This window comes from Dactylosporangium sp. CA-092794 (assembly GCF_050948465.1).
Lineage (GTDB): Bacteria > Actinomycetota > Actinomycetes > Mycobacteriales > Micromonosporaceae > Dactylosporangium.
Genome location: NZ_CP192044.1, coordinates 6,521,004 through 6,545,811 on the forward strand (window position 1 = coordinate 6,521,004; position 24,808 = coordinate 6,545,811).

Sequence of the window (24,808 nt, forward strand, 5' to 3'; positions counted from 1 at the left end):
GCCCGCAGTCACTTCTCCGGACGCCGCTGAGCTGCGGAAATGCTCGGGAAGACCTGACGGTTCTTGCAAAGATCCGCCCGGTCCCGCTCGGTCAGCGGCGCGCGATGCCGGTCGAGCCGCGGACCACCAGCTCCGGCGCGAAGAGGTACTCCGAGTGCGGGCTCGGCTGCCCCTTGATCGCGTCGATCAGCGACTGCACCGCCGCGTTGGACATCGCCGGCACCGGCTGGCGCAGCGTGGTCAGCGGCGGGTCGGTGAACGCGATGAGCGGCGAGTCGTCGTAGCCGACCACCGACACGTCCCCGGGCACCGACAGGCCCCGCGCCCGGGCCGCCCGGACGGCGCCGAGCGCCATGAGGTCCGAACCGCAGACCAGGCCGGTGATACCGCTGCCGAGCAGCCGGTCGGCGGCGGCGTGCCCGCCCTCGACGCCGAACATCGACAGCTCGATGTGGCCGGGCAGGCCGTGGCGGAGCATCGCCGCGCGGTACCCCCGAATCTTGCGTTGCACCGGCAGGTAGCGCTCGGGACCGGAAATGAGGCCGATGCGGGTGTGCCCGAGGGAGGCCAGGTGGTCGACCGCGAGCTCACTGGCCCGCGCGTCGTCGCAGGAGACGCAGGGCGCCTCGAGCCCGGCGACGAAGCCGGTGACCATGACGATCGGCAGCGGCCGGCCGATGAGCTTGCGGTAGCGGTCGTGGTCGGCGGTGGTGTCGGCGTGCAGGCCGGAGACGAAGATGATGCCGGCGACCGCCCGGTCCAGCAGCATCTCGACGTATTCGTCCTCGCTCACCCCGCCCGGCGTCTGCGTGCACAGCACCGGCGTGAACCCGTGCCGGGCCAGCGCCGACTCGATGACCTGCGCGAACAGCGGGAAGATCGGGTTCTCCAGCTCCGGCGTCACCAGCCCGACCAGCCCCGCGCTGCGCTTGCGCAACCGCTCGGGCCGCTCGTAGCCGAGCACGTCGAGCGCGGTGAGCACCGCGTGCCGGGTGTCCGCACTCACCCCGGGCCGGCCGTTGAGCACCCGCGAGACGGTGGCCTCACTGACCTCGGCCTGCCGCGCGATGTCGGCGAGCCGAGCCCGTGGAGCGTCCGCCGCCATGCGTCGAGACTACGACTCCCCGCAAGCTCTTTCAATTCCCGCAAGCCCTTCCGAGCTTTTGCCGCACCCGCGCGACCGCGATGCGCAGGGCACAGCGCAGCGACCGGCCGGAAGTCTCCGTGATCATGCCGCGCCCGCCACCGACACCAACGGTTTTCATGATCACGGAGCGTTGATGTACACCCGTGTACCAGAAGTCTCCGGGATCATGACAAACCCGCGGGCCGGCCGCAGCACCACGCATGATCCCGGAGACATATGTCCGCCCTTGCCGCACAGATCGGACATTCGCCCGACGGCTGATATATCCGTAGTATCCGCCGCGGCCCGCCCGCGGGTGGAACCGTGCGGCAGGGCGGACCGAGGGCGCGGACGGTCAGGGCCTGGCCGGGTCGAGCTCCGGGTCGAGCGAGGACGGTTCGTCGCCGTGAACGCCCGGCCGGTGCTCAGGAGCCGCCGCACCGGAGGTCGCCGCGCCGGGAGCCGCCGCGCCGGAGGTCGCCGCGCCGGGAGCCGCCGCGCCGGAGGTCGCCGCGGCGGGAGGTGCGGGCGTCGGCGGCGAGTCGGCGGGCGGGAGCAGGGTGGGAGACGGGGCGGTGTGACGGGCCTGGCGGGGGATGAGCAGGGCGACCAGCATGGCCAGCCCCGACGCCACCCCCAGCGCGGCGAACGCCGCCGTGAAGGACGGCTCCGCCGGCAGGCCGTCGGCGCGCAGGTGGGCGGTGACGATGGAGCTGACCACGGCGGTGCCGATGGAGGCGCCGATGGTGCGGATGTTGGCGTTCATGCCGCTGGCCGCGCCGGTCTGGGCGGCGGGGACGCTGTGGACGATGAGGCTGGTCATGGAGGCGTAGGCGAGGCCGATGCCGACGCCGAAGACGCCGGCGCCGACGGCGACCTGCCACGGGTGGTGGTGGGCCAGGGCGAAGGCGGCGCTGGCGGCGGTGGCCAGCAGGGAGCCGGCGACGATCTGGGCGCGGCCGCTGAACCACGTGGTCATCGGGCCGCTGAGCATGCCGGCGACGGCCATGGTGACCAGCATGGGGAGCATCAGCAAACCCGCCACGCCGACCGAGGCGCCGAAGCCGTAGCCGGTGGTGGCCGGGATCTGCATGAACTGCGGGAGGAACGCGAACACGCCGAACATGCCGGCGCCGAACAGCAGCGCCACGACGTTGGTGGTCCAGACGGTGGGCAGGCGCATCATCCGCATGTCGATGAGCGGGGTGCGGGAGCGGACCTCGACCGTGACCCAGGCCGCCAGCAGCACGGCGGCAAGGGCCAGCAGGCCGAGGGTGGCGGGGGAGGCCCAGCCCCACGCGTTGCCCTTGCTCAGCGGCAGCAGCAGGGCGACCAGCCAGCCCGACAGCAGCGCCGCGGCGGGCCAGCTCACCCGGCCCGCCGAGCGGACCGGGGACGGCGGGACCAGGCGCCAGGCCAGCACGCCCGTGACGGTGACGACGCCGAGCGGGATCCAGAACAGCCAGCGCAGTTCAGCGCGGCGACGACCGGGCCGGCCAGCACGATGCCGGCGCCGCCGCCCAGGGCGATCACGGCCGACATGGCGCCGACCGCGGAGACCACCCGGCCGGGCGGGAACTCGTCGCGGATGATGCCGAAGCTCAGCGGGAACAGCGCGCCGCCGAGGCCCTGGATCACCCGGGCGACGATGAGCACGGCGATGTTGGGCGCGAGGGCCGCGAGCAGGCAGCCGGCGGCGATCGCGGCCAGCGCCACGAGCAGCGTGCGGTCCTTGCCGATCATGTCGCCGATGCGGCCGAGGAGCGGCGTGGCGACGGACGCGGCGAGCAGCCACGCGGTCAGCACCCACGTCACCGTGCCGGCACTGGTGTGCAGGTCCCGCTGCACGACCGGGAGGACCGGGCTGACCAGCGACTGCAGCATCGAGAACGCCGCGGTCGACGCGGCGAGCACGCCGAAGGTCAGGCGGTACGACGACCTGGTAACTTGAGGCATGCCTCCACAATAGTGGAGGCGAGCCTCCGATAAGGCGGAGATGCGGCGTGCGTCACAGTTTCCGCCCGGCACATCACCCCGGCGCACAGGACCGGACACCCGGCGTGACCCGGGCATCGGTCGCGAGTCCACAACGCAATGAGCCGGACGTCTGAAACCGGTTTTCAGTGCTGTCCCCGAAGATCCCCATGTGTCACGCTCGCCCCCACACCGTCGACACTCCCGCGGAGGCAGATTTTGAGCGGCAATCTCGACGTCGCGCTGAAGAGCGCGATGAACATCGACGGCGCGATCGCCGTCGCGCTCGTTGACTACACCAGCGGCATGACCCTGGGCACGCTCGGGGGCGGGCCCGAGTTCGACATCACCGTGGCCGCGGCCGGCAACACGGACGTCGTGCGGGCCAAGCTGCGCACCATCGAGATGCTCGGGCTCCCCGACCGGGTCGAGGACATCCTGATCACGCTCGACACCCAGTACCACCTCATCCGGCCGCTCGGCTCGGCCGGCGGGCGCGGGCTGTTCCTCTACCTGGCCCTGGCGAAGTCCCGCGCCAACCTGGCGCTGGCCCGCCACCACCTGCGCGGCATCGAAGAGGGCCTGCAGCTGTGACTCTCTTCGGTACTGCGACGCAGGCCGACGGGCTGCCGAAGCGCGACGGGCGGGCGGAGCAGGACTGGGCCGAGTCGGCCACCCCGCCGCTCGGCACCCGGATCGAACCCCTGGCCGCCGCGTTCTCGGCGGTCCGGTCCGAACTGGCCGACCTGCGGCTGCGCGTGCCGGGGGTGCGCGGCTCCGCGGTCGGCGGCGTCGACGGGCTGCTCATCACCCACGATCTGCCCTCCAGCCTGGAGCCGCACGACCTGGCCGCGCTCGCCGCGACCACGTACGGCCTGGGCCGGCAGACCGCGCTGGCGCTCGGCCAGAGCCCGTTCCGCGACGCCACGCTGCGCAGCGAGGGCGGGTACCTCACCGTGTACGCGATCGGCGACCGCGCCCTGCTGGCCGTGCTGGGCGACGACGGCATCAACGTGGCCCGCCTGCACCTCGAGGCCCGCCCCGCGGTGATCCGCCTGGCCGCCGCGCTGCCCTGAGCGAAGCCACGCCGCCGTGCGACCCGGCCGGAGGGCCACGCGGCGGCGATTGGCCCGGTGACGGGGGCCGGGCCCGGTGCATGATGACCGCGTGATCGATTTCGCGGACCTCACCACCCCGCTCGTCGCCGACGCCTGCGTCCGCCTGGACGTGCCCCTGCGGGTGGCGCCCGCCGGGGTGCGGCCGGTCGTGCCCGGCACCGGCCTCGCCGGCCCGGTGCGGCCGGCGAGGCACTACGGCAGCGTCGACGTGTTCCTCGAGGCGTACCGCGACGCCCGCCCCGGCGACGTGCTCGTCATCGACAACGGCGGCCGCGCCGACGAGGCCTGCATCGGCGACCTCACCGTCCTCGAGGCGGCCGCGTCCGGCCTGGCCGGGCTGGTCGTGTGGGGGCTGCACCGCGACACCGCCGAGCTGGTCCAGATCGGCGTGCCGGTGTTCAGCTACGGCGCGCTGCCCGCCGGGCCGCTGCGGGCCGACGAGCGCGAGCCCGAGGCGCTGCGCAGCGCGCGGTTCGGGGCCCACCGGGTCGGCGCGGACGACGTCGTGTTCGCCGACGACGACGGGGTACTCTTCGTCGCCGCCGACCGGGCCGGCGAGGTGCTGGACACCGCCCGGGCGATCCGCGCCACCGAGCGCGAGCAGGCCCGCCGCATCCGGGCCGGGGAGACCCTGGCCCAGCAGACCCGGTTCGCGGACTACCTGGCCCGCCGGGCCGCCGACCCGCGGTACACCTTCCGCAACCACCTGCGCCGGGTCGGCGGGGCCATCGAGGAGTAAGCGCAGGGCAGGACAAAGGGTTTACCGCCGTTGACGGGCACGTGCGTCGATGTGACATTGCCAATCACATTGACGGGCGGCTACGCGCGCAGCCCACGACAGCCGCGCGTACCCCAACGAAGGGAAACCCCATGCGCAAGAGACGGACCCTCGCAGTCGGCGCGGCCATCCTCGCCGTCGCCGCGAGCGTCGTCGCCGGTCCGGCCCCCGCCCAGGCGCTCTCGGTCACCGGCCTGGGCGCGACGATCGCGCTGAACAACTGCTCGGGCTCGCTCGTCCGGTGGCCGCAGTCGGTCGACTCCGACCGGGCGATGCTGCTCACCAACGGGCACTGCTACGAGAACGGCTTCATCAACGCCGGCCAGGTCCTGCAGAACCGCACCAGCAGCCGCACCGGCACCCTGCTCAGCGACTCGGGCGCCTCCCTCGGCACCGTCCGCGCCGACCAGCTCATCTACGGCACCATGACCGGCACCGACGTGGCGCTGTACCGCCTCACCGACACGTTCGCCCAGATCAAGTCGAAGTTCAGCAACACCACCGCGCTGACCGTCGCCGCCACCCACCCGGCCGACGGCACCGCGATGACGATCCCGTCCAGCTACTGGAAGCAGGTCTGGACCTGCAACGTCAACGGCTTCGTGTACCAGCTGCGCGAGGACCAGTGGAGCTGGAAGGACTCGATCCGCTACAACACCGGCTGCCAGACCACCCACGGCACGTCCGGCTCGCCGATCATCCGCTCGTCGGACCGGCAGATCATCGGCATCAACAACACCGGCAACGACGACGGCGCCCGCTGCACGCTGAACAACCCGTGCGAGGTCGACGCCAACGGCAACATCACCGTCACCCAGGGCCAGTCCTACGGTGAGCAGACCTACTGGTTCACCACCTGCCTGAACTCGTCGCGGACCATCGACCTGACCGTCCCCGGCTGCCTGCTCACCGGGGCCAGCGCGCCGGGCAACACGGTCACCGTCACCAACCCGGGCGCCCAGACCGCGACCGTCGGCACCGCGAAGTCGCTGCAGATCAGCGCCACCGACTCGGCGCCGGGCCAGACGCTGACCTACGCGGCGACCGGCCTGCCCGCCGGCCTGACCATCAACGCGAGCACCGGCCTGATCTCCGGCACGCCGACCACCGCCGGCACGACCAGCAGCACGGTGACCGCGACCGACACCACCGGCACCAGCGGCGCCGCCACGTTCTCCTGGACCGTCGGCGGCGGGGGCGGCGGCTGCGGCGGCCAGCTGGTCACCAACCCCGGCTTCGAGTCCGGCACCACCGGCTGGTCCGGCACCACCGGCACGATCGGCCAGTGGGCGTCGCAGGGCCAGGCCGCGCACGGCGGCACCTACAGCTCCTGGCTGCTCGGCTACGGCTCGACGCACACGGAGAGCGTGTCCCAGCCGGTCACCATCCCGGCCGGCTGCACGGCGACGCTGACCTTCTGGGTGCACATCGACTCGGCCGAGACGACCACCAGCACCGCCTACGACAAGCTGACCGTGACCGCCGGCTCGACCACCCTGGTCACCCTGTCCAACCTCAACAAGGCCAGCGGCTACGTCCAGAAGTCCTACAGCCTGACCTCGCTCGCCGGGCAGACCGTAGCCCTGAAGTGGAACGGCACCGAGGACTCGTCCCTGCAGACGTCCTTCGTCATCGACGACGTCGCGGTCACGCTGTCGTAAGAACCGAATTGCCTGGCTCGGGCCGCGTCACCAACTGACCGTTGCTCCCGCCAGACACCGGGCCGGGGCCTGCCCTGAACGGGCGGCCCCGGCCCTGCCAGGCCCGCGGTGCCAAGAACTAAGAATCCTGCGCCTTGCCCGACGTCAGCCGGGCGATGACGAGGGCGACCAGGATGATGACGCCGTAGATCGCCATGAACCACTGCGCGGTGACGCCGGCGAGGGTCAGGATGTTGGTGACCAGGCCGAGCACCAGCACCCCGCACAGGGCGCCGAACATGGTGCCCTTGCCGCCGTCCATGCTGACGCCGCCGATGACCGCCGCGGCGAACACGTTGAAGATCATCTGGTTGCCCTGGCTGGCGGCGATCGAGCCGAGCCGACCGGTCATGAGCAGCCCGGCGAGCGCCGCGAGCAACCCGGCGATCATGAAGACCCCGAACATCACCCGGTCGGTGCGGACGCCGGCGGCCCGGGCGGCGTCGACGTTGCCGCCGATGGCGTAGACGGCGCGGCCGTGGCGGAAATAGCCGAGCACCGCGATGCCGGCCGCGAACAGCACCCCGCACAGCCAGACCGACGCCGGCAGGCCCAACCAGATGGCACTGCCCAGATACGTCACCGACAGCGGCAGGTCGAACAGGCTCTGCCCGCCGGTGATGCCGATCTGCAGACCCCGCAGCGTGGTCAGCATGCCGAGCGTCACGATGAACGCCGACAGCCCGAACCGCAGGATCAGCACGCCGTTGAGCGCGCCGACGAGCACCCCGACGAGCAGGCAGATCGGCACGGCGAGGGCGCTGGACCACTCGGTGCCGATGCCGTGGCTCGCGGCGGGGATGACCAGCGCCACGCCGAGCGCCGGGGCGAGCCCCACGGTCGATTCCAGCGACAGGTCGAACCGGCCGCCGATGAGGATGAGCGTCTCGGCGAGCACCAGCAGCGACAGCTCGCTCTGCTGCTGCAACACGTTGATGAGATTCGCGCTGGTCAGAAACACGGGGTCGACGAGCGCGCCGACGATCAGCAGCAGAATGATCACCGGCACGAGGGTGAAGTCCCGCAATCGGGCCAGCCGCGGCACCGGGCGGCGCCGCGCCGAGGTGGTCGACTCGATTGTGGTGGTCATCGGGATCCTTCCGTGGATGCTCCCGCCTTCCGGCGGGGGAGGAAACGGAACCCCTGCGGAGCGGAACAGCGAAAGCCGATCCGCCGCCAGGGCGGACGGGCGTCCACCCGTGTGGCACCGCAAGGTTCAGTGGTTGGGTTGCTAGGTTGTGCGTCGTGGCCAGGGTCGTGCAGCGGGCGTTCAAGTACCGCTGTTATCCGACGGAGGCGCAGGCCGCACAGCTGGCGCGGACGTTCGGGTGTGTCCGCAAGGTGTACAACTTGGCGTTGGCCACGCGGACGGAGGCGTGGTCGCTGCGCCGGGAGCGGGTCGGCTACAACGCGACCTCGGCCATGCTCACTGCGTGGAAGCAGACCGAGGAGCTGGCGTATCTCAACGAGGTCTCGTGCGTGCCGTTGCAGCAAGCGCTGCGACACCTGCAGGTGGCGTTCACGAACTTCTTCGCCAAGCGTGCCCGGTACCCGAGGTTCAAGAGCAAGAAGGAGTCGCGACGGTCGGCCGAGTACACCACCAGCGCGTTTCGGTGGCGCGACGGCAAACTCATCCTGGCCAAGATGGCCGGGCCGCTGGACATCGTGTGGTCGCGTCCACTGCCGGCGGGTGCGTCGCCGTCCACTGTGACCGTGTCGCAGGATGCGGCCGGGCGCTGGTTTGTGTCCCTGCGTTGCGAGGACGTGGTCGCTGAGGCTCCCGCCACCACCGCTGCGGTCGGGGTCGATGCCGGGCTGGACAGCCTGCTGACCCTGTCCACCGGGGAGAAGGTGACCAACCCGCGGCACGAACGTCGTGATCGGGCACGGTTGGTCCGTGCCCAGCGGGAACTGGCCCGCAAACAGCCAGGCTCCGCGAACCGGGCCAAGGCCCGGCGCAAAGTCGCCCGCGTCCATGCCCGCATCAGCGACCGCCGGCGGGACCACCTGCACAAGCTGTCCACTCGGCTCGTTCGTGAGAACCAAGCGATCGTGATCGAGAACCTGACCGTGCGGAACATGGTCAAAAACCACAGCCTCGCCCGTGCCATCAGCGACGCGGCGTGGCGGCAGTTCCGCACCATGCTGGAGTACAAAGCCGCCTGGTACGGCCGCGAGGTGATCGCCGTCGGTCGCTGGTTGCCGTCCTCCAAGCTGTGCTCGGCCTGCGGTGCGCTGGCCGGGCAGTTGCCGCTGAACGTGCGGTCGTGGACGTGCCGGTGCGGCACCACCCACGACCGGGACGTGAACGCGGCCCGCAACATTCTGGCCGAGGGGCTCTCGGTTGCTGCCTGTGGAGCTGGTGTAAGACCTCAACGGGAGTCCTCCCGGACGGGGCGGTCGGCGGTGAAGCAGGAACCCACTGGGGCGACCCAGGGTCTCCCCTCCCATGAGGGGAGGGGAGAATGTCAAGCGGGGACTCCTTCGACGGCGGCGACCACGTCCGTGTCGCTCCAGCCTGCCTGCAGCTCGGCGGTGACCCGCCCGTGGAACATGACGAGGACCCGGTCGCAGTGGCGCAGGTCGTCGAGCTCGTCGGAGACCATGAGCACGCCGGTGCCCGCGTCCGCGGCGGCCCGCACCGCCCCGAGCAGCGACTCCTTGGAGCGCACGTCGACCCCGGCGGTCGGGTTGATCAGCACCAGCACCTTCGGATCGGTGCTGAGCGCCCGGGCCAGCACGACCTTCTGCGCGTTGCCGCCGGACAGGCTGTTCACCGGCGCGTCGGGGCCCTCGGTGCGGATGTCGTAGCGGTCGATGTAGGACTGGGTGACCGCCCGCCGCCGCCCGGGTGCGATGGCGCCGGCCGGGCCGAGCCGGTCGGCGATCGGCATGGTCGCGTTCTCTGCCACCGACAGCAGCGGCACCAGGCCCTCCCGGTGCCGGTCCTGCGGCACCAGGCCGATCCCGGCCTTGAGCGCCGCCGGCACGCTGCCGGCGGCGACCCTCGTGCCGCCGGCGGTGACGGTGCCGACGCTCGCCCGGCGCAGCCCGCCGACGGTCTCGGCCAGGGACACCTTGCCGCTGCTGCCGGAGCCGGTGACGCCGACGATCTCGCCGGCCCGCACCTCGAGCGACACCGGGTCGTAGGCGCCGTCGAGCCCGAGGCCGTCCAGGCGCAGCGCGGCGCCGGCGGAGGCCGGCCGCGGGGGCCGGGGCGCGACCGAGGTCAGCCCGACCGCCTCGCCGGTCATCGCCGCGACGAGCTCGTCGTGCCCGATGCCGGCCACGGGCCGGGTGAGCACGTGCCGGGCGTCGCGCAGGACGGTGACGGTGTCGCACACGTCGTACACCTCCTGCAGATGATGGGAAATGAAGACCATCGTCACGCCGGAGCCGGCCAGCGCGCGCAGCCGCGTGAAGAGCCGCTCGATCGCCGTGCCGTCCAGCCGGGCGGTCGGCTCGTCGAGGATGATGAACCGGGCCCCCTGCGACAGGGCGCGGGCGATCTCGACGAGCTGCCGCTGCTCGACGTCGAGGTCGCCGGCCAGGGTGGCCGGGTCGACGCCGACGCCGTATTCCTCCAGCACCTCCCCGGCCCGCCGGCGCAGCGCCGGCCAGCGGATCGGGCCGAGGACGGCCTGCCGGTTGAGGAAGAGGTTCTCGGCGACGGTGAGCGCCGGGATGATCGTGGAGCGCTGGAAGACGCAGGCGACCCGCTGCCGCCAGGCGGCGCGGTCGGACGTCGGCGGCGCCGGCTCGCCGAAGAAGCGGATCTCGCCGCCGTCCGGCCGGTGCAGGCCGGTCAGCAGCGACACCAGCGTCGACTTGCCGGCGCCGTTGCGCCCGACGAGCGCGTGCGTCTCGCCGGGCGCGATGCGCATGGTGACCTCGGACAGTGCCGTGGTGGCGCCGAAGCGTTTGGACACGCCGAGCGCCGCCACGGCCGGTTCAGCAGCGGACATCATTTGCCGATCTGGTTTCCCCACAACGCCGTGTCGTCGACGTTGTCCTTGGTGACCAGCGGGGCGGGCAGCTGGTCCTCGAGCACGCCGGCGCGGACCTGCACGATGGTGCTGTCGTGGTCGGTCTTGCCGGGCTGGAACGTCTTGCCCTCCACGGCCGCCTTGGCGTAGAAGAGCGCGTACTTCGCGTAGAGGTCGGCGGGCTGGGAGACGGTGGCGTCGATCTCGCCCTTGCGGATCGAGTCGAACTCCTGCGGGATGCCGTCGTTGGACACGATGAAGATGTGCTTCGGGTCGCTCGGCGGCACGATGAGGTTCTTGGAGCGCAGCAGCTGCAGCGTCGGGGCCAGGAACACGCCGCCGGCCTGCATGTAGATGCCGTTGATGTCCGGGTGCTGGGCGAGGCGGGTCTGCAGGGCGGCCGAGGCCTTGGTGCCCTCCCAGTCGGTCGGCTCGGCGAAGACCGTGATCCCCGGGTACTTCTGCTGCATGCACTCGGCGAAGGCCTCCGAGCGGTCCCGGCCGTTGACCGAGGACAGCGCCCCCTGGAACTCGACCACCTTGCCCTTGCCGCCGAGCTTCTGGCCGAGGAACTCGCAGGCCTGCTGCCCGTAGGCGCGGTTGTCGGCGCGCACCACCATGTAGACGTTGCCCTTGTCGGGCCGGGTGTCGACGGTGACCACGGGGATCTGCTTCTGCTCCAGGGTGGTGAGGGTGGTCGCGATCGCGCCGGTGTCCTGCGGCGCCATCACGATCGCCTTCGCGCCCTGGCTCGTCAATGCCTGGGTGTTCGCGACCAGCTTGGCGATGTCGTTCTGGGAGTTGGTCGGCGTCATCAGGTTGATGCCGCTCTCCTTGGCGTACTGCGGGATGTACTTCGCGTAGGAGTTCCAGAAGTCGGAGTCGGCCCGGGGCAGGTCGACGGCGATCGGCGCGCCGGCCCCGCCGGAGGCGCCCGAGCCCGGCGAGTCGGTGGAGCTGCAGGCGGCGAGCGAGACGACGAGCGCGGCGGCGCAGAGCGGAGGTAGCAGTCTCAGTCTCATCACAGGTCCTCAGGGGGTGTCGGAGGTGTTCCAGATGGGGCCGTCCGGAAACGCGTAGCGGGCGCGGCTCTCCGCCCGCATGGTGGAGCTGAACCCGGGGGCGAGCGGCGCGAGGTAGCGGCCCCCGCGCAGCCGGACCGGGTCGGTGAAGTGCTCGTGCAGGTGGTCCACGTACTCGATGACGCGGTTGCGCATCGAGCGGGACACGGCCACGTAGTCGAACATCGACAGGTGCTGGACCAGCTCGCACAGGCCGACCCCGCCCGCGTGCGGGCAGACCGGCACGCCGAACTTGGCGGCCAGCAGCAGGATCGCCACGTTCTCGTTCACCCCGGCGACGCGGGCGGCGTCGAGCTGGACGAACGAGACCGCCTTGAGCTGCAGCAGCTGCTTGAACACGACCCGGTTCTGTACGTGCTCGCCGGTGGCGACCGGGACCGGGGCGATGCGGCGGGCGATCTCGGCGTGCCCGACCACGTCGTCGGGCGAGGTGGGCTCCTCGACCCACCAGGGGTGGTACGGCGCGAGGGCGCGGACCCACTCCACCGCGGTGTCCACGTCCCAGCGCTGGTTGGCGTCCACGGCGATGCGCACGTGCGGCCCGCACACCTCGCGGGCGATGCGCATCCGGCGCAGGTCGTCGTCGAGGTCGGCGCCGACCTTGAGCTTGATCTGGGTGAAGCCGTCGGCCACCGCCTGCCGGCACAGCCGGGTGAGCTTGTCGTCGTCGTAGCCCAGCCAGCCGGGCGAGGTGGCGTAGGCCGGGTAGCCCTCCGCGAGCAGCGTCGCGATCCGCTCGTCGCGGCCCTCGGCGCCGGGGCGCAGCAGCTCCAGGGCCTCGGCCCGGGTGAGCGCGTCGGTGAGGTAGCGGAAGTCGACCAGGTCGACGAGCTCCTCCGGCGGCATCGAGGAGAGCAGCTGCCACAGCGGCAGTCCGGCCCGCTTGGCCTTGAGGTCCCACAGGGCGTTGACCACGGCCGAGATCGCCATGTGCATGACGCCCTTCTCCGGGCCGAGCCAGCGCAGCTGCGAGTCGTGCACCAGCTCCCGCCACAGCCCGCCGAGGTCGTCGAGCACCTCCTTCACCGGCCGGCCGACCAGATACGGCCGCAGGGCCACGATCGCGGCGGTCTGCACCTCGTTGCCCCGGCCGATGGTGAAGGCGAACCCGTGCCCCTCGTGGCCGTCGACCGCGTCGGTGCGCAGCACGACGTAGGCGGCGGAGTAGTCGGGGTCGGGGTTCATCGCGTCGGAGCCGTCGAGCTGCCGGGACGTAGGGAACCGCACGTCGTAGGTGTCCAGCGACACGAACCGGTTGCTCATCGGCCCCGCCCTCGGTTGATCGTTGCGAATACATCCGATGTTTAGCAGGCGCTCGTGCCGGGGCGCAAGGGTTTTGTCCAGACGGGCAGAAGTACGGCACCCTCTTGACGCGGCGATACCTCGGATGTTCACTATCGTCTCTGAGGGTTGTCCATGGTTCGATGGCGGAGCCGCCGCCGGGACCTTCGGGCGCCGCCCCGCCGCCGTGACGCCGACGCGACGGCAGGGCAATGTGCCGGCCGCGGGGCGCCCCGCGGCCGGCACGCTTGTCTGCCGTGTTACTGGGTGAGCAGGTCGAACTTCTCCCAGGGCCCGATCGCGTCCCGGTTGGCGATCAGCGCCGCGGCACCGCCGTTCTCCGCCGTCACGTACTTGCCGTTGACCGTCGCCTGGAGGCTGGCGCTGCCGTCGGCGTTGCGGATCAGCCGGAACGTCTCCCACGAGCCGGCCGTGTCACGGTTGGCGATGAGCGGGTTGGCCCCGGCGTTCTCGGCGCACACGTACTTGCCGTTCACCCGCGCCTTGAGGGCCACGTTGCCCCCGCCGAGGTCGGCCACGTCGTAGGTCTCCGCCGGGCCCACCGTCGTCGCCTGGGCGATCAGCGGGTTCGCCCCGGCGGTGACGTACAAGGCGTTGGCCTGCGCGCGCAGCGCCGACCCGCCGCCGCCCCCGCCGGTCGTGGCCACCCGCAGCGACGAGATCGCGTCGTTGTTGCCGGTGTTGAGCATGTTCGGGTTGTCGGCGGTGAAGGTCCACGACGTCCCGGTGAAGCCGCTGCCGGCGTACCCGGTCACCGTGTACCCCGACGGCACCCGGATCGACGAGATGCTGTCGTTGGCGATGCCGGCCGCCTGCAGTTGCGCCAGGTCGTAGTTGCCGGCCGGCAGCGTCACCTGGGAGCCGCCGTAGTTGATGTCGGAGTAGAACGTCGGGCCGGTGCCGCCGGTGCCGCCGCCCGGGCCGGTGCCGAGGGTGGAGGCGGTGCCGGACAGCGACTTGACGCCGGTGTTGGCCGAGCCGGTGAGCGTCGTGTGGGTGTACGAGCTCAGCGGCTTCGCCGTGCGCTCCACGACGTAGACCGTGTTGGCGGCGGTGGCGAAGGTGACCTCGCCGGCCGTGGTCGTGGTCAGGATCGCGTTGTCGGCGGCGCGGCGGACCTGGATCTGCGCGGTGCCCCACGGGTTCACCACCCGGGCCTGCTTGCCGTAGAGCGACTTGAGGCCGACGTACTTGGTCTCGTTGCCCTCCCGCTCCGCGGAGACCAGGAAGCCGTCCTTGGCCAGCAGCGTGAACCGGCCGGTGAAGTTCGCGTCGTTCGGCGCGGCCGGGAACACCCGGATCTTGTCGTTGTAGGACTGCAGCAGCGACTCGTTCGTCGCCGCCAGGTGCACGCCGAGGTACTCGAACACGCCGTTGGTGTTGTTGGTCATGCCGTTGGGGTAGTTCTGGTACCGCTGCAGCATGAGCTTCATCCCGCTCAGCGCCTGGTCGCCCAGGCCCAGCCGGGCCGCCTGGACGGCGTCGTTGGCCCACACGTTGCTGTAGGGGTTGGGCCGGGTGTTCCAGCTGTTCAGTGCGGTCTGGTAGTCGCTCGCCCCGATGCCGGTCAGGTCGTAGGGCCAGATCAGCTCGGCGGTGACGTTCTCGCCGTTGCGCTGCTGCACCGCCGGCGGGTCGTAGGCGAGCCACGCGCCGTTGCTCACCTTGTACGGCTCGATGTTGTCGAGCACCTGCTGCCAGCCGGCCCGCAGGCCGGCGTCGAGGCCGAGCTGGTTGCTGACCGCGATGGTGAGCGGGAAGATCAGCCGGACCGCGGCCAGGTCGGTGATCGCGTTCTTGACGTCCCAGTAGGTCTCGTGCGCGTTGGAGCTGGCCATGAAGTAGCGGCCGGTGGACGCGTCGCGGGACAGCTTGGCCTGGTAGAACTTCACCACCTCGCGCATGTAGGGGTAGGCGGTGTTCTGCAGGTAGGCGGTGTCGTTGGTGTACCGGTACTGCAGGTACATGTTGTAGGCAGCCTCGGTGCCGGTCGAGTAGATGTCGTTGACGTAGTCGCTGCCGACCGTGCCGCGGGCGTTGCCGTCCCAGCCCATCGTCTCCGGCGTCCACAGGCCGTCGATGCCGTAGCGGGTCTGCGTGTAGGCCTTCAGCGCGGTGAAGTTGCGGCTGTAGAGCCGGTTCTCGGTGGCGAAGAGGTCGGCGTGGTTCGAGGCGAGCATCGAGTTGTACACGTCGCGCTGGTTCCAGTACCAGTACCCGTTGCTCCACTTGGTGTTGTCCTGCGTCGCGCGGAACACGCCGTTGATGAAGTGGAACGGGTAGTTGCCGGAGCCGCCGGCGGCGATCATGTACGTGGCCAGGTAGTACACGTTCTCCAGGTAGTCGCCCGTGCCGGCGGCGCCGGAGTACTGCACGAACGACCTGGCCCAGAAGGCGTGCCAGAAGTTCTTGTAGCTGGTCAGGTTGGCCGCGTAGCCGGTGTTCCTGGCGGCGGTCAGCTGGCTGCGGGCCTGCGCCACGGAGTCCTGGCCGGGCGAGTTGATCCGGCTCGCGGCGGTGAACCAGATCGTGTAGCTCGCCGACGGCGTGATGTTCAGCCGCACCTGCGTGCCGTTCACCACCTGCGTGCTGTACGAGGCGCCCTCGACCGTGGCGGCGAACGTGTAGCCGAAGCCGTTCGGGTCGGCGATGCCCCGGCTGAACCCGGCTACGCTCGCGTCGCTGAACGTGTTCACGGTCTTCCAGGTGGTCAGGTTCGGCACGTCGCCGCTGTTGGTCACCGAGTTCGGGTCCCACATGCTCAGGTTCAGCGCGGTGGTGCCCAGCCCGGTGCGGGAGTCCTCGACGTGGATGCCCATCACCTCCGAGCCCGGCACGCCGAGCACGGTGACGGTGCGGTTGCTGTCGTACTTCGTGGTCAGCGTCCCGTCGTAGAGCGACAGGCGCTGCTGGTAGGTGGAGTACCCGGTGTCCAGCCCGGGGCTGGTGTTGAGGTTGACCAGCCCGGCGGCGTAGGCGGACTGCTCGGACAGGTCCACGTTGGACACCTGCATGGTGATGCCGCTCTGGTTCCACACCATGGCGCCGGTCCTGCCGTTGCCGACGGTGAGGCCGTACAGCGGGTTGGTCTGCGGGGCGTTGTAGACGATGTCGTGCTTGGACAGGTAGCCGGCGTAGTTCACGTCGAGCGCGCCGGTGCTCGGGTTGAAGGCCTGGTCGGTGGTCGAGGCGGCGGCGCTGCCGCCGTGCGCGACGGCGACGAGCGTGCCCAGCACGGCGGTGGCGGCCGCCAGCAGGGCCAGTCGGCGGGGCTTGCCCACGGTTGCATCTCCTTCTGCGGGTCGCGCGGCGACGCCCGCGGCCCCCGCCCGCCGACCGCGGGGCCGCGGACGTCGTCCGCTGTACGTGACAAGCAGTCAACATGGGACGATTGCGTTCGTCAATGCCGGGCGATGCCGGTTATGTCGCGTTGTCCCGCGAATACATGGGATGACTAACGTGGCCGGGCCGGTATCCGCCGGAGTGGCACGCGCCGCTGGCGAATCACGACCCGCGTAGCGGTGCCTGCGTGACGGCGTCCGCGGGATCCTGGGCCATACCGGCCTGTCCGCGACAGAAAGTCTCCGTGATCATGCCGCCCCTGCTACTGACACCACGGTTTTTCATGATCACGGAGTGTTGATGTACACCCGAGTACGCAAAGTCTCCAGGATCATGAAAAACCGGTGCCGCGGCCAGGGTGAGCATCATGATCACGGAGACTTCTGTCCGCCCCGGCCATGTCTGCCGGAGCTCGACGCGTGATACATCCGGAATGTCCGACCGCGCCGCGCCGCACACCGTCGGCCCTCCGCCCGCGCGGCCTGCGATGGCCCCGGTCCGCCCCACTCCGCCCCCGGTGAGTGCGCCCTGGGTGAGTGCGCCCTGGGCGGCCGCGCGCCCTGGGGGCCGTGCGGCCGGGCGGCCGCGCGGCCGGGTGAGCGGGTCAGTCGCCGAAGGCGGCGCCGGTCTCCAGCAGCGACTTGAGGTCGCTGAGCACCCAGGCCCAGCCGCCGCCCGCGCCCATGTCCTCGAACTCGCCGGCCAGCACGCGGGCCAGGTTCGGCGCGCCGGCCAGCTCGTGCGTGACGGTCAGCGAGGTGACGCCGTCCTTGCCCTCCTTCAGTTCGTAGGTCAGCCGGGTGAAGCCCTCCGCGGCCGTCCCCGGGTCCATGAGCATGCGGAAGGTCTGCACCAGCCGGTGCGGCGGATCGGCCTCGAGCACCTCGCCGTCGACGCCGACCTCGGGCGCCCCGGCGGCGATCATGCCCGGGTTGGACAGCCCGCGGACCGCGCCGCCGGGGCGCAGGTCCAGCTCGGTGGTGCCGCGGTAGCCGTAGCGGCTGTTCCACTCCGGGGAGGTGATCGCCTCCCAGATCCGCTCCGGGGTCGCCTTGATGTAGACCTTGTAAACCTGCGTGCCGCTCATGTGTCGCGCTCCAATTCGGCTTTGAGTTCGAGCAGTGCCGCCGCGTTGTCCGAGGTGTACTTGTCGATCCACCGGTCGTGGATCTGGCGGATCGGCACCGCGTTGAGAAAGTGCAGCTTCTCCCGGCCGTTGCGCCGGGTGACCACGAGACCGGCCGCTTCGAGCACCTTGAGGTGCTTCATCACCCCGAAGCGGGTCATCTCCAGCTCCGACTCGAGCTCGGTGAGCGTGCGGCCGTCACGCGTGAAGAGCAGGTCGAGCAGGAACCGCCGGGTCGGATCGGCCAGCGCCTTGAAGACCCGGTCGTCGTCCTCCACGCCCCGAGCTTATGTGACCAAAAAGTCACGTGTCAAGCCGGTCACCTGCCGGAACGAATCTCCGGCCGTCGTACTGTTGGGCGAATGGGCGTGGTCGCGCGCGAGGCGCGGCGGCGGTGGGCCGTCGTCGCGGCCGGCATCGCCGCGCTCGTCGCCGTGCCGCTGGTGGCCGCCTTCGCGCCGGTCACCGCCCCGCGGGTGGCGCCGGCCGTGCTGCGCGAGCGGATCCTGGCCGCCGCGCGGGGCGCCTACCAGGGCTACGCCGAGAGCCGCGGCTCCCTGGTCCTGCCCGACCTGCCGCAGCTCGGCGACCTCTCCGGGCTGCTGGGCGGTAGCACCAGCATGCGCGTCTGGCGGGCCGGCCCGGCCGCGTGGCGGGTCGCGGTGCTGGACCCGGCGGGGGAGCGGGACTGGTTCCGCACCGCGGGCGGCACCTACACCTGGGACTACGGCCGCAACCTGTGGACCGAGACGGTCGGCGACCCGGCGCTGCGCCCGCCCCAGCCCTCCGACCTGGTGCCGCCCGAGCTGGCCCGGCGCCTGATCGCCGACGCCGGGCCCGGCGCGGCCCTGCGGGCGCTGCCCGCCCGCCGCGTCGCCGGGATCGCCGCCGCCGGGCTGCGGGTGACGCCCGCCGACCCGGACACCACGATCGGCCGGCTCGACGTCTGGGCCGACCCGCGCACCGGGCTGCCGCTGCTGGTCGACGTGGCCGGCGCGTTCACCACCCGGTTCCTGGAGGTCAGCGCGGCGCCGCCGGGCGGTGACGTGCTCGTGCCGCAGGCCGCCGGGTCGGCCGGGTTCACCTCGACCACCCAGTCGGAGGTGACCGCGGCGCTGAACACCGTCGCCCGGGCGAACCTGCCGGGGGCCCTCGCCGGGCGGCCCCGGGCGCCGTCGCCGGTGAGCGCCGTCGCCGTGTACGGCACGGGCCTGTCCCGGTTCGTGGTGGTCGCCGTGCCCGGGCGGCTCGGCGAGCGCACGGTGAGCGCCCTGCGCGACGCGGGCGGCACGCCGGTGGCGGGCGGCTACCTGCTGCGCTCCGCCGTGCTCACCGTCGTGGTCACCCGGCCCGGGCGGCGCGCCTACCTGGTCACCGGATTCGCCTCGCCGGCCCTGCTCACCGCGGCCGCCGCGGAGCTGCGATGAAGCCGCGCGGGGCAGGGGCTGCGACGAAGCGGCGGCAGAGCTGCGACGGAGCCGCGCGGCGGAGCTGCGACGGAGCCGCGCGGCGGAGCTGCGACGCGCGGCGGAGCTACGACGAAGCTGCGCGGCAAAGCTGCGACGAAGCCGCGCGGCGGAGCTGTGACGAAGCCGAAGCCGCGGGGGAGCTGCGATGATCGAGACCGCCGGGCTGACGAAACGCTACGGCCGGGTGCTCGCCGTCGACGGCGTGGACCTGGCGGTGCCGGAGGGCGCGCGGTACGGGCTGCTGGGGCCCAACGGATCGGGCAAGACCACGCTCATCCGGATGCTGCTCGGCCTGGTCTTCGCCACCAGCGGGCGGATCTCGATCCTCGGCCGGCCGGTGCCGCGCCGGCTGCACGAGGTGCTCCCCGACGTCGGCGCCATGGTCGAGGGCCCGGCGGCCTACGGCCACCTGTCCGGCCGGGCCAACCTGCGGCTGATCGACGGCGCCGGGAAGTCGGTGCGGGCCACCCGCCGCCGGCGCATCGAGGACACCCTGGAGCGGGTCGGGCTCGGCGGGGTCGACGCCCGCCCGGTGCGCACGTACTCGCTCGGCATGCGCCAGCGGCTGGGGCTGGCCGCGGCGCTGCTGCGCGCCCCGCGGCTGCTGGTCCTCGACGAGCCGACCAACGGCCTGGACCCGCAGGGCATCCACGAGATCCGCGAGCTGCTGCGGGAGGTCAGCGCGGCCGGCACGACGCTGCTGCTGTCCAGCCACCTGCTGGCCGAGGTCGAGCAGCTGTGCACCTGGGTCGGGATCATGGACCGGGGCCGGCTGGTCGGGCAGGACGAGCTCGCCGCGCTGCGGGCACCGACCGGCCGGGTGGTGCTGCGCAGCCCCGACGCGGAGCGGGTGGTCGCGCTGCTGGACGGGCGGGTCGTGGACCGCGACGGCGACCGGCTCGCCGTGCGCCACCCCGACGCGGCCGAGCTCAACGCCCAGCTGGTGCGGGCCGGCCTGCGGGTGGCCGAGATCGCCACCGAGCGGCGCACCCTCGAGCAGGTGGTCCTGGAGCGGACCGGGGCGGGCAGCGACCGGGTGGTGCGGGGATGATCCGGGTAGGTGCTGAGATGATCCGGGTGGTGCTGGGATGATCCGGGTGGGTGCTGAGCTGATCCGGGTAGGTGCTGAGCTGATCCGGGTGGAGATCGTCAAGCTGCTGCGCCGGCCGCGGACCCTGGTCAGCCTGGCGCTGCTGTGCGCGCTGCCGCTCGCGGTCGCGATCCTGCTGGCCGCCACCCGGATCGGCACCGCCGCCGGGCAGGGGCCGGCGTTCCTGACCGCCGTGCTGGCCAACGGCTCGCTGTTCCCCGCGGCCGCCCTCGCCATCGTGCTGCCGCTGTTCCTGCCGGTGGCGGTCGCGGTCGTCGGCGGCGACGCGGTGGCCGGCGAGGCGAGCAGCGGGATGCTGCGGTACCTGCTCGCGCGCCCGGTCGGGCGGACCCGGCTGCTGCTGGCCAAGCTGGTGTCGCTGGTCGTGTTCGTGCTCGTCGCCGTCCTCGCCGTGGTCGCCAGCGGCTACGTGATCGGCGTGGCGTTCTTCCCGGCCCAGCCCGGCGGGGAGGTGGTGACCTCGGTGTCCGGGCCGGCGCTGACCCCGGGCCAGGTGACGCTGCGGATCGCGGCCGCGACGCTGTACGTGGCGCTGTCCATGCTCGGCGTCGGGGCGATCGCGCTGTTCCTGTCCACGGTCAGCGACTCGGGCCTGGGCGCCACCCTGGGCGCGCTCGCCGCGCTGGTGGCCAGCCAGCTGTTCACCGCGCTGGACGCGGCCGCCCCGCTGCGGCCCTACCTGCCGACCCGCTACTGGCTGGCCTGGATCGACTTCTTCCGGGAGCCGGTGCTCTGGCGCGACATCGAGCGCGGGGTGGGCATCCAGGCCGTCTATGTGGCCGTGTTCCTCGGCCTGGCCTGGGCCAACTTCGCCACCAAGGACGTCACCAGCTGAACCCAGCAAGGACGTCACCGGCTGAACCCAGCAAGGACGCCACCGGCTGAATCCGCCAAGGACGCCACCGGCTGAACCCGCCAAGGACGTCGCCGGCTCAACCGCCAAGGACGGCATCAGCTGAACCGGGGTCAGCAGGGGGCCGGCGGGCCGATCGGGGCCGGGCCGATGGCGTCGAGGACCAGGCCGGTCACGTAGTCGTCGGTCGGCAGCTCGCCGTGGCCGACCTGCCGGCCGGGGCAGAGCGCCTGGATGTCGGCGTCGACCGCGCCGTCGAGGCGGGAGGAGTCGGGCGGTACCACCGTCTGGTCCTGCTCCGACCAGATGCTCAGCCACTGCGGCGGCCGTGGCACCGGCGTGCGCAGCTGGCCGAGCACCGCGCTGCCCGGCGCGAGCTGCCGGCAGGCGGCCGGGCAGGCCCCGGGCAGCGTCGCCGCGCCGGCCGCGGCGAGCCGGGCACCCCGGTGCGGCGAGCCGAGGGTGACGATCCGGCGGGCCTTGCGCACCCCGTCGTGGTCCTGCACCCACAGCCGGGCCACGACCCCGCCGGCCGAGTAGCCGATCACGTCGACCGACGGCGCCCCGCGCAGCGCCTCCCCGGCGGCCGCGTCGAGCGCGTCGGCCTGGGCGGCCAGGTCGCCGGTGCCGCCGTCGGGCAGCTCCACCACGCTGACCGTCCGCCCGGTCGCCCGGATGGTCGCGGCCAGCCGCTGCAGCGGCTGCGCGTCGCCGCCGTAGCCGGGGACCAGCAGCACCGCGCCCGGCCGGTCCTGGGCCGGGATCGGCCGCGGCCCGCGGCGCAGCAGCGCCCGCCCGGCCAACCCGGCCGTGACCAGCACGGCGATCGCGGCGAGCACCGCGAACATGGCCCGGCGGCGTGGACTCATGCCCCATGTGTACCTCGCCGCCTGTAGTTGATGTCTTGACGGCCCACACAATCGGGCGTAAACAAAGGGGAAGCCAAATGAAACGGCGGTGAAACAACACGATGTACGCCGAGGAGCGGCAGCAGGCCATCCTGCGCATCGCCCGTGAACAGGGGCGGGTCGAGGTGGCCGGCCTGGCCGAGGAGCTCAACGTCACGTCGGAGACCATCCGGCGGGACCTGACCATGCTAGAGCGGGCCGGCGTGCTGCGCCGGGTGCACGGCGGGGCGATCCCCGTCGAGCGCATCGGCTTCGAGCCCGCCCTTGCCGCCCGCGACGCCGTGCTCGTCGAGGAGAAGGAGCGCATCGCCAAGCTCGCGCTCGCCGAGGTGCCCGCCGAGGGCGCCATCATTCTCGACTCCGGCACCACCACGATCAAGCTGGCGCACCTGCTGCCGGCCGACCGGGAGCTGACCATCGTGGTCAACTCGCCGGTCATCGCCACCATGCTGGGCACCCGCCCCAACCTCAACGTGCTGCTGCTGGGCGGCCGGGTGCGCGGCAAGACCCTGGCCACCGTCGACGACTGGTCGCTGCGGCCGCTCGCCGACCTCTACGTCGACGTGGCGTTCCTCGGCACCAACGGCATCTCGGTGGAGCGCGGGCTCACGACGCCCGACCCGGCCGAGGCGGCGGTCAAGCGCGCGATGATCCGCGCGGCCCGGCGCACGGTGCTGCTGGCCGATCACACGAAGCTCGGCAACGACTACCTCGCCCGCTTCGGCGAGCTGGCCGACCTGGACCTGCTCATCACCGACAGCCGGGCCGACGCCGACCTCGTCGGCGACGTCGAGGGTGCCGGCGTCCGGGTGGTCCGGGCATGATCGTCACCGTCACGCTCAACCCGAGCCTGGACCGGGCGATGGACATCGGCCGGCTGGCCCGCGGCGAGGTCATCCGGGCCACCGGTGCCCGGCTCGACCCCGGCGGCAAGGGCGTCAACGTGTCCCGGGCGCTGCTGGCCAACGGCGTCGCCTCCCTCGCGGTGCTGCCCTGCGGCGGCGACGAGGGCGGCCAGCTGGTGCGGCTGCTCAAGGCCGAGGGCGTCGAGGTCCTGGCGGTGCCCATCGCCGGCCGGACCCGCTCCAACATCACCCTGGCCGAGCCGGACGGCACGGTCACCAAGGTCAACGAGCCCGGCCCGGCGCTGCTGCGGGCCGAGTTCGAGGAGATCATCGACCGCGTGCTGGCCAGGGCCGGCAGCGCCGACTGGGTGGTGCTGTGCGGCAGCGTCCCGCCCGGCCTGCCCGCCGACGCCTACGCCCAGCTGTGCCGGCGGCTGCGCTCGGCCGGCATCCGGGTCGCCGTGGACACCAGCGGCCCGGCGCTGCGCGAGGCCGCGACCGCCGGGGCGACGCTGCTCAAGCCCAACCGCGACGAGCTCGCCGAGGTCGTCGGCGCGCCGCTGTCCGACCTCGGCGACGTCGTCGCCGCGGCGCAGCAGCTGCGCGCCTGGGGAGCCGGCACGGTGGTGGCCAGCCTCGGGGCCGACGGGGCCGTCCTCGTCGACGCCGAGGGCGTGGTCACCGGCACCTGCCCCGTCGCCCGGCCGCGCAGCACGGTCGGCGCCGGCGACGCGCTGCTGGCGGGGTTCCTCGCCGCCGGCGCCCACGGTGCCGCCGCGCTCGCGGAGGGCCTCGCCTGGGGCGCCGCCGCGGTGAGCCTGCCCGGCAGCCGCATGCCGGGCCCGTCAGACCTGATTCGCCACAACGTCACCATCCACCCCCGGCCGGACGAGCTCCGCCCCCTGCTGCGGTCCGGCCCGCCCTCCTGAAGGAGACACCCCCGTGACGAGCTACACACCTGCGGTAACCGGCTCGGGCTTCCGAGCCTCTGTGCAACGCGTCGGCGGTTACCTCGCCTCGATGGTCATGCCGAACATCGGCGCGTTCATCGCCTGGGGTCTCATCACCGCCCTGTTCATCCCGACCGGCTGGGTGCCCAACGCGCACGTCGCCCAGCTCGTCGACCCGATGATCAAGATCCTGCTGCCGGTGCTCATCGGCTACACCGGCGGCCGGCTGGTGCACGGCCAGCGCGGCGCGGTCGTCGGCGCGATCGCCACGATGGGCATCGTGGTCGGCGCCGACGTGCCGATGTTCCTCGGCGCCATGATCATCGGCCCGCTGACCGCGTTCATCCTCAAGCTGTGGGACGGGCTGATCGAGAACCGCGTCCGCCCCGGCTTCGAGATGCTCGTGGACAACTTCAGCGCCGGCATCATCGGCGGCGCGATGGCCGTCGGCGGCATCTACGGCATCGGCCCGGTCGTGGAGTGGCTCACCAAGCAGGCCGGCCACGGCGTGGACTGGCTGGTCGGCCACGACCTGCTGCCGGTCACCTCGGTCCTGGTCGAGCCCGCGAAGGTGCTGTTCCTCAACAACGCCATCAACCACGGCGTGCTCAGCCCGCTGGGTGTGGCGGAGGCGGCCGAGAAGGGCAAGTCCGTCCTGTTCATGATCGAGTCGAACCCGGGCCCCGGCCTCGGCCTGCTGCTCGCGTTCCTGCTCTTCGGCCCCCGCTCACTGCGCCCCAGCGTGCCGGCCGCGATCATCGTGCAGTTCCTCGGCGGCATCCACGAGATCTACTTCCCGTACGTGCTGATGAAGCCGAAGCTGATCGTCGCCATGATCTGCGGCGGCGCGGCGGGCGTGGGTACCTTCATGGTCACCGGCGCCGGCCTGGTCGCCACCCCGTCGCCGGGCAGCATCTTCGCCTACATGGCGGTGACGCCCAAGGGCGGCTACGTCGGCGTGCTGCTGGGCATCATCATCTCCGCCGCGGTCACCTTCGCCGTCTCGTCGTTGCTCCTGGGCTTCGGCCGGGGGGAGGCTGAGGAGGAGGACGCCGTCCTCGGCCCGGACGAGCAGACCATCGTCAACCCCGACGAGGCCGCCAACGCCCAGGTCAAGCTCAGCCGTCTGGAGGCGTGA

General features: G+C 72.1%; 21 protein-coding genes and 1 pseudogene. 11 read left to right on the plus strand and 11 right to left on the minus strand.

Annotated features, from left to right (window positions below; translation table 11 throughout):
* Positions 1–91: 91 nt before the first annotated feature.
* The 3 genes from ACQPXD_RS27605 to ACQPXD_RS27615 all read right to left on the minus strand — a co-directional run bounded on the left by ACQPXD_RS27605 (position 92) and on the right by ACQPXD_RS27615 (position 3,082).
* Positions 92–1,105, minus strand: a complete 1,014-nt coding sequence (locus ACQPXD_RS27605) for a LacI family DNA-binding transcriptional regulator (RefSeq protein WP_432824216.1) — start codon at positions 1,103–1,105, stop codon at positions 92–94.
* 376 nt (positions 1,106–1,481) lie between these two features.
* Positions 1,482–2,549: an MFS transporter gene (locus ACQPXD_RS27610; protein ID WP_432824217.1), complete on the minus strand. Its 1,068-nt coding sequence runs from the start codon at positions 2,547–2,549 to the stop codon at positions 1,482–1,484.
* Positions 2,495–3,082: an MFS transporter gene (locus ACQPXD_RS27615; RefSeq protein WP_432824218.1), complete on the minus strand. Its 588-nt coding sequence runs from the start codon at positions 3,080–3,082 to the stop codon at positions 2,495–2,497. The genes ACQPXD_RS27610 and ACQPXD_RS27615 overlap by 55 nt, the downstream gene beginning before the upstream one ends.
* Before the next feature lie 273 nt (positions 3,083–3,355).
* On the opposite strand from ACQPXD_RS27615, the gene ACQPXD_RS27620 reads away from it, so the two are divergent.
* The 4 genes from ACQPXD_RS27620 to ACQPXD_RS27635 all read left to right on the plus strand — a co-directional run bounded on the left by ACQPXD_RS27620 (position 3,356) and on the right by ACQPXD_RS27635 (position 6,657).
* Positions 3,356–3,694 carry a hypothetical protein gene (locus ACQPXD_RS27620; protein ID WP_432843974.1) on the plus strand — a complete coding sequence of 113 codons (339 nt, stop codon included), beginning with the start codon at positions 3,356–3,358 and terminating at the stop codon, positions 3,692–3,694.
* Positions 3,691–4,176 (plus strand): roadblock/LC7 domain-containing protein, encoded by a 486-nt coding sequence (locus tag ACQPXD_RS27625; protein WP_432824219.1) that lies wholly within the window; start codon positions 3,691–3,693, stop codon positions 4,174–4,176. The genes ACQPXD_RS27620 and ACQPXD_RS27625 overlap by 4 nt, the downstream gene beginning before the upstream one ends.
* 91 nt (positions 4,177–4,267) lie before the next feature.
* Positions 4,268–4,957 carry an RraA family protein gene (locus tag ACQPXD_RS27630; protein WP_432824220.1) on the plus strand — a complete coding sequence of 230 codons (690 nt, stop codon included), beginning with the start codon at positions 4,268–4,270 and terminating at the stop codon, positions 4,955–4,957.
* Positions 4,958–5,088: 131 nt separating this feature from the next.
* Entirely contained in the window at positions 5,089–6,657 is a 1,569-nt protein-coding gene (locus ACQPXD_RS27635) for a putative Ig domain-containing protein (protein WP_432824221.1), read from the plus strand.
* Between the two features lie 118 nt (positions 6,658–6,775).
* Here ACQPXD_RS27635 and ACQPXD_RS27640 read toward each other — a convergent pair whose 3' ends face one another.
* Positions 6,776–7,786, minus strand: coding sequence for an ABC transporter permease (locus ACQPXD_RS27640; protein WP_432824222.1), 1,011 nt, complete (start codon positions 7,784–7,786; stop codon positions 6,776–6,778).
* A gap of 167 nt (positions 7,787–7,953) precedes the next feature.
* Between ACQPXD_RS27640 and ACQPXD_RS27645 the strand changes: the two are divergent.
* Positions 7,954–8,967, plus strand: a pseudogene (locus ACQPXD_RS27645) (RNA-guided endonuclease InsQ/TnpB family protein); the annotation flags it as partial.
* A 197-nt stretch (positions 8,968–9,164) separates the two neighbouring features.
* Here ACQPXD_RS27645 and ACQPXD_RS27650 read toward each other — a convergent pair.
* The 6 genes from ACQPXD_RS27650 to ACQPXD_RS27675 all read right to left on the minus strand — a co-directional run bounded on the left by ACQPXD_RS27650 (position 9,165) and on the right by ACQPXD_RS27675 (position 17,812).
* Positions 9,165–10,664: a sugar ABC transporter ATP-binding protein gene (locus ACQPXD_RS27650; protein ID WP_432824223.1), complete on the minus strand. Its 1,500-nt coding sequence runs from the start codon at positions 10,662–10,664 to the stop codon at positions 9,165–9,167.
* Complete coding sequence (locus ACQPXD_RS27655; protein WP_432824224.1) at positions 10,661–11,704, minus strand: sugar ABC transporter substrate-binding protein; 1,044 nt, start codon at positions 11,702–11,704, stop codon at positions 10,661–10,663. The genes ACQPXD_RS27650 and ACQPXD_RS27655 overlap by 4 nt, the downstream gene beginning before the upstream one ends.
* Positions 11,705–11,713: 9 nt before the next feature.
* Positions 11,714–13,027: an L-fuconate dehydratase gene (locus tag ACQPXD_RS27660; RefSeq protein WP_432824225.1), complete on the minus strand. Its 1,314-nt coding sequence runs from the start codon at positions 13,025–13,027 to the stop codon at positions 11,714–11,716.
* A gap of 278 nt (positions 13,028–13,305) precedes the next feature.
* On the minus strand, positions 13,306–16,347 hold the full coding sequence (locus tag ACQPXD_RS27665) for a glycosyl hydrolase family 95 catalytic domain-containing protein (protein ID WP_432824226.1): 3,042 nt from the start codon (positions 16,345–16,347) through the stop codon (positions 13,306–13,308).
* Positions 16,348–17,012: 665 nt separating this feature from the next.
* A complete protein-coding gene (locus ACQPXD_RS27670) occupies positions 17,013–17,495 on the minus strand; it encodes an SRPBCC family protein (RefSeq protein ID WP_432824227.1) in 483 nt (160 codons plus the stop codon).
* Positions 17,492–17,812 carry an ArsR/SmtB family transcription factor gene (locus tag ACQPXD_RS27675; RefSeq protein WP_432824228.1) on the minus strand — a complete coding sequence of 107 codons (321 nt, stop codon included), beginning with the start codon at positions 17,810–17,812 and terminating at the stop codon, positions 17,492–17,494. The genes ACQPXD_RS27670 and ACQPXD_RS27675 overlap by 4 nt, the downstream gene beginning before the upstream one ends.
* Before the next feature lie 84 nt (positions 17,813–17,896).
* Between ACQPXD_RS27675 and ACQPXD_RS27680 the strand changes: the two genes are divergently transcribed.
* The 3 genes from ACQPXD_RS27680 (at position 17,897) to ACQPXD_RS27690 (ending at position 20,949) form a co-directional block, all read left to right on the plus strand.
* Positions 17,897–18,961 (plus strand): hypothetical protein, encoded by a 1,065-nt coding sequence (locus ACQPXD_RS27680; protein WP_432824229.1) that lies wholly within the window; start codon positions 17,897–17,899, stop codon positions 18,959–18,961.
* 187 nt (positions 18,962–19,148) lie between these two features.
* A complete protein-coding gene (locus ACQPXD_RS27685; RefSeq protein ID WP_432824230.1) occupies positions 19,149–20,054 on the plus strand; it encodes an ABC transporter ATP-binding protein in 906 nt (301 codons plus the stop codon).
* Positions 20,055–20,100: 46 nt separating this feature from the next.
* Positions 20,101–20,949, plus strand: coding sequence for an ABC transporter permease (locus tag ACQPXD_RS27690; protein WP_432824231.1), 849 nt, complete (start codon positions 20,101–20,103; stop codon positions 20,947–20,949).
* Between the two features lie 131 nt (positions 20,950–21,080).
* On the opposite strand, the gene ACQPXD_RS27695 is transcribed toward ACQPXD_RS27690, so the two are convergent.
* Entirely contained in the window at positions 21,081–21,836 is a 756-nt protein-coding gene (locus ACQPXD_RS27695; protein ID WP_432824232.1) for an esterase/lipase family protein, read from the minus strand.
* Positions 21,837–21,937: 101 nt separating this feature from the next.
* Here ACQPXD_RS27695 and ACQPXD_RS27700 point away from each other — a divergent pair, with 101 nt between their 5' ends.
* The 3 genes from ACQPXD_RS27700 to mtlA are packed head-to-tail and all read left to right on the plus strand — an operon-like array spanning position 21,938 to position 24,808.
* Positions 21,938–22,699, plus strand: a complete 762-nt coding sequence (locus ACQPXD_RS27700; protein ID WP_432824233.1) for a DeoR/GlpR family DNA-binding transcription regulator — start codon at positions 21,938–21,940, stop codon at positions 22,697–22,699.
* A complete protein-coding gene (gene pfkB / locus ACQPXD_RS27705; RefSeq protein ID WP_432824234.1) occupies positions 22,696–23,649 on the plus strand; it encodes a 1-phosphofructokinase in 954 nt (317 codons plus the stop codon). Before ACQPXD_RS27700 ends, pfkB begins: the two co-directional genes overlap by 4 nt.
* Positions 23,650–23,662: 13 nt before the next feature.
* On the plus strand, positions 23,663–24,808 hold the full coding sequence (mtlA, locus tag ACQPXD_RS27710; RefSeq protein WP_432824235.1) for a mannitol-specific PTS transporter subunit IIC: 1,146 nt from the start codon (positions 23,663–23,665) through the stop codon (positions 24,806–24,808).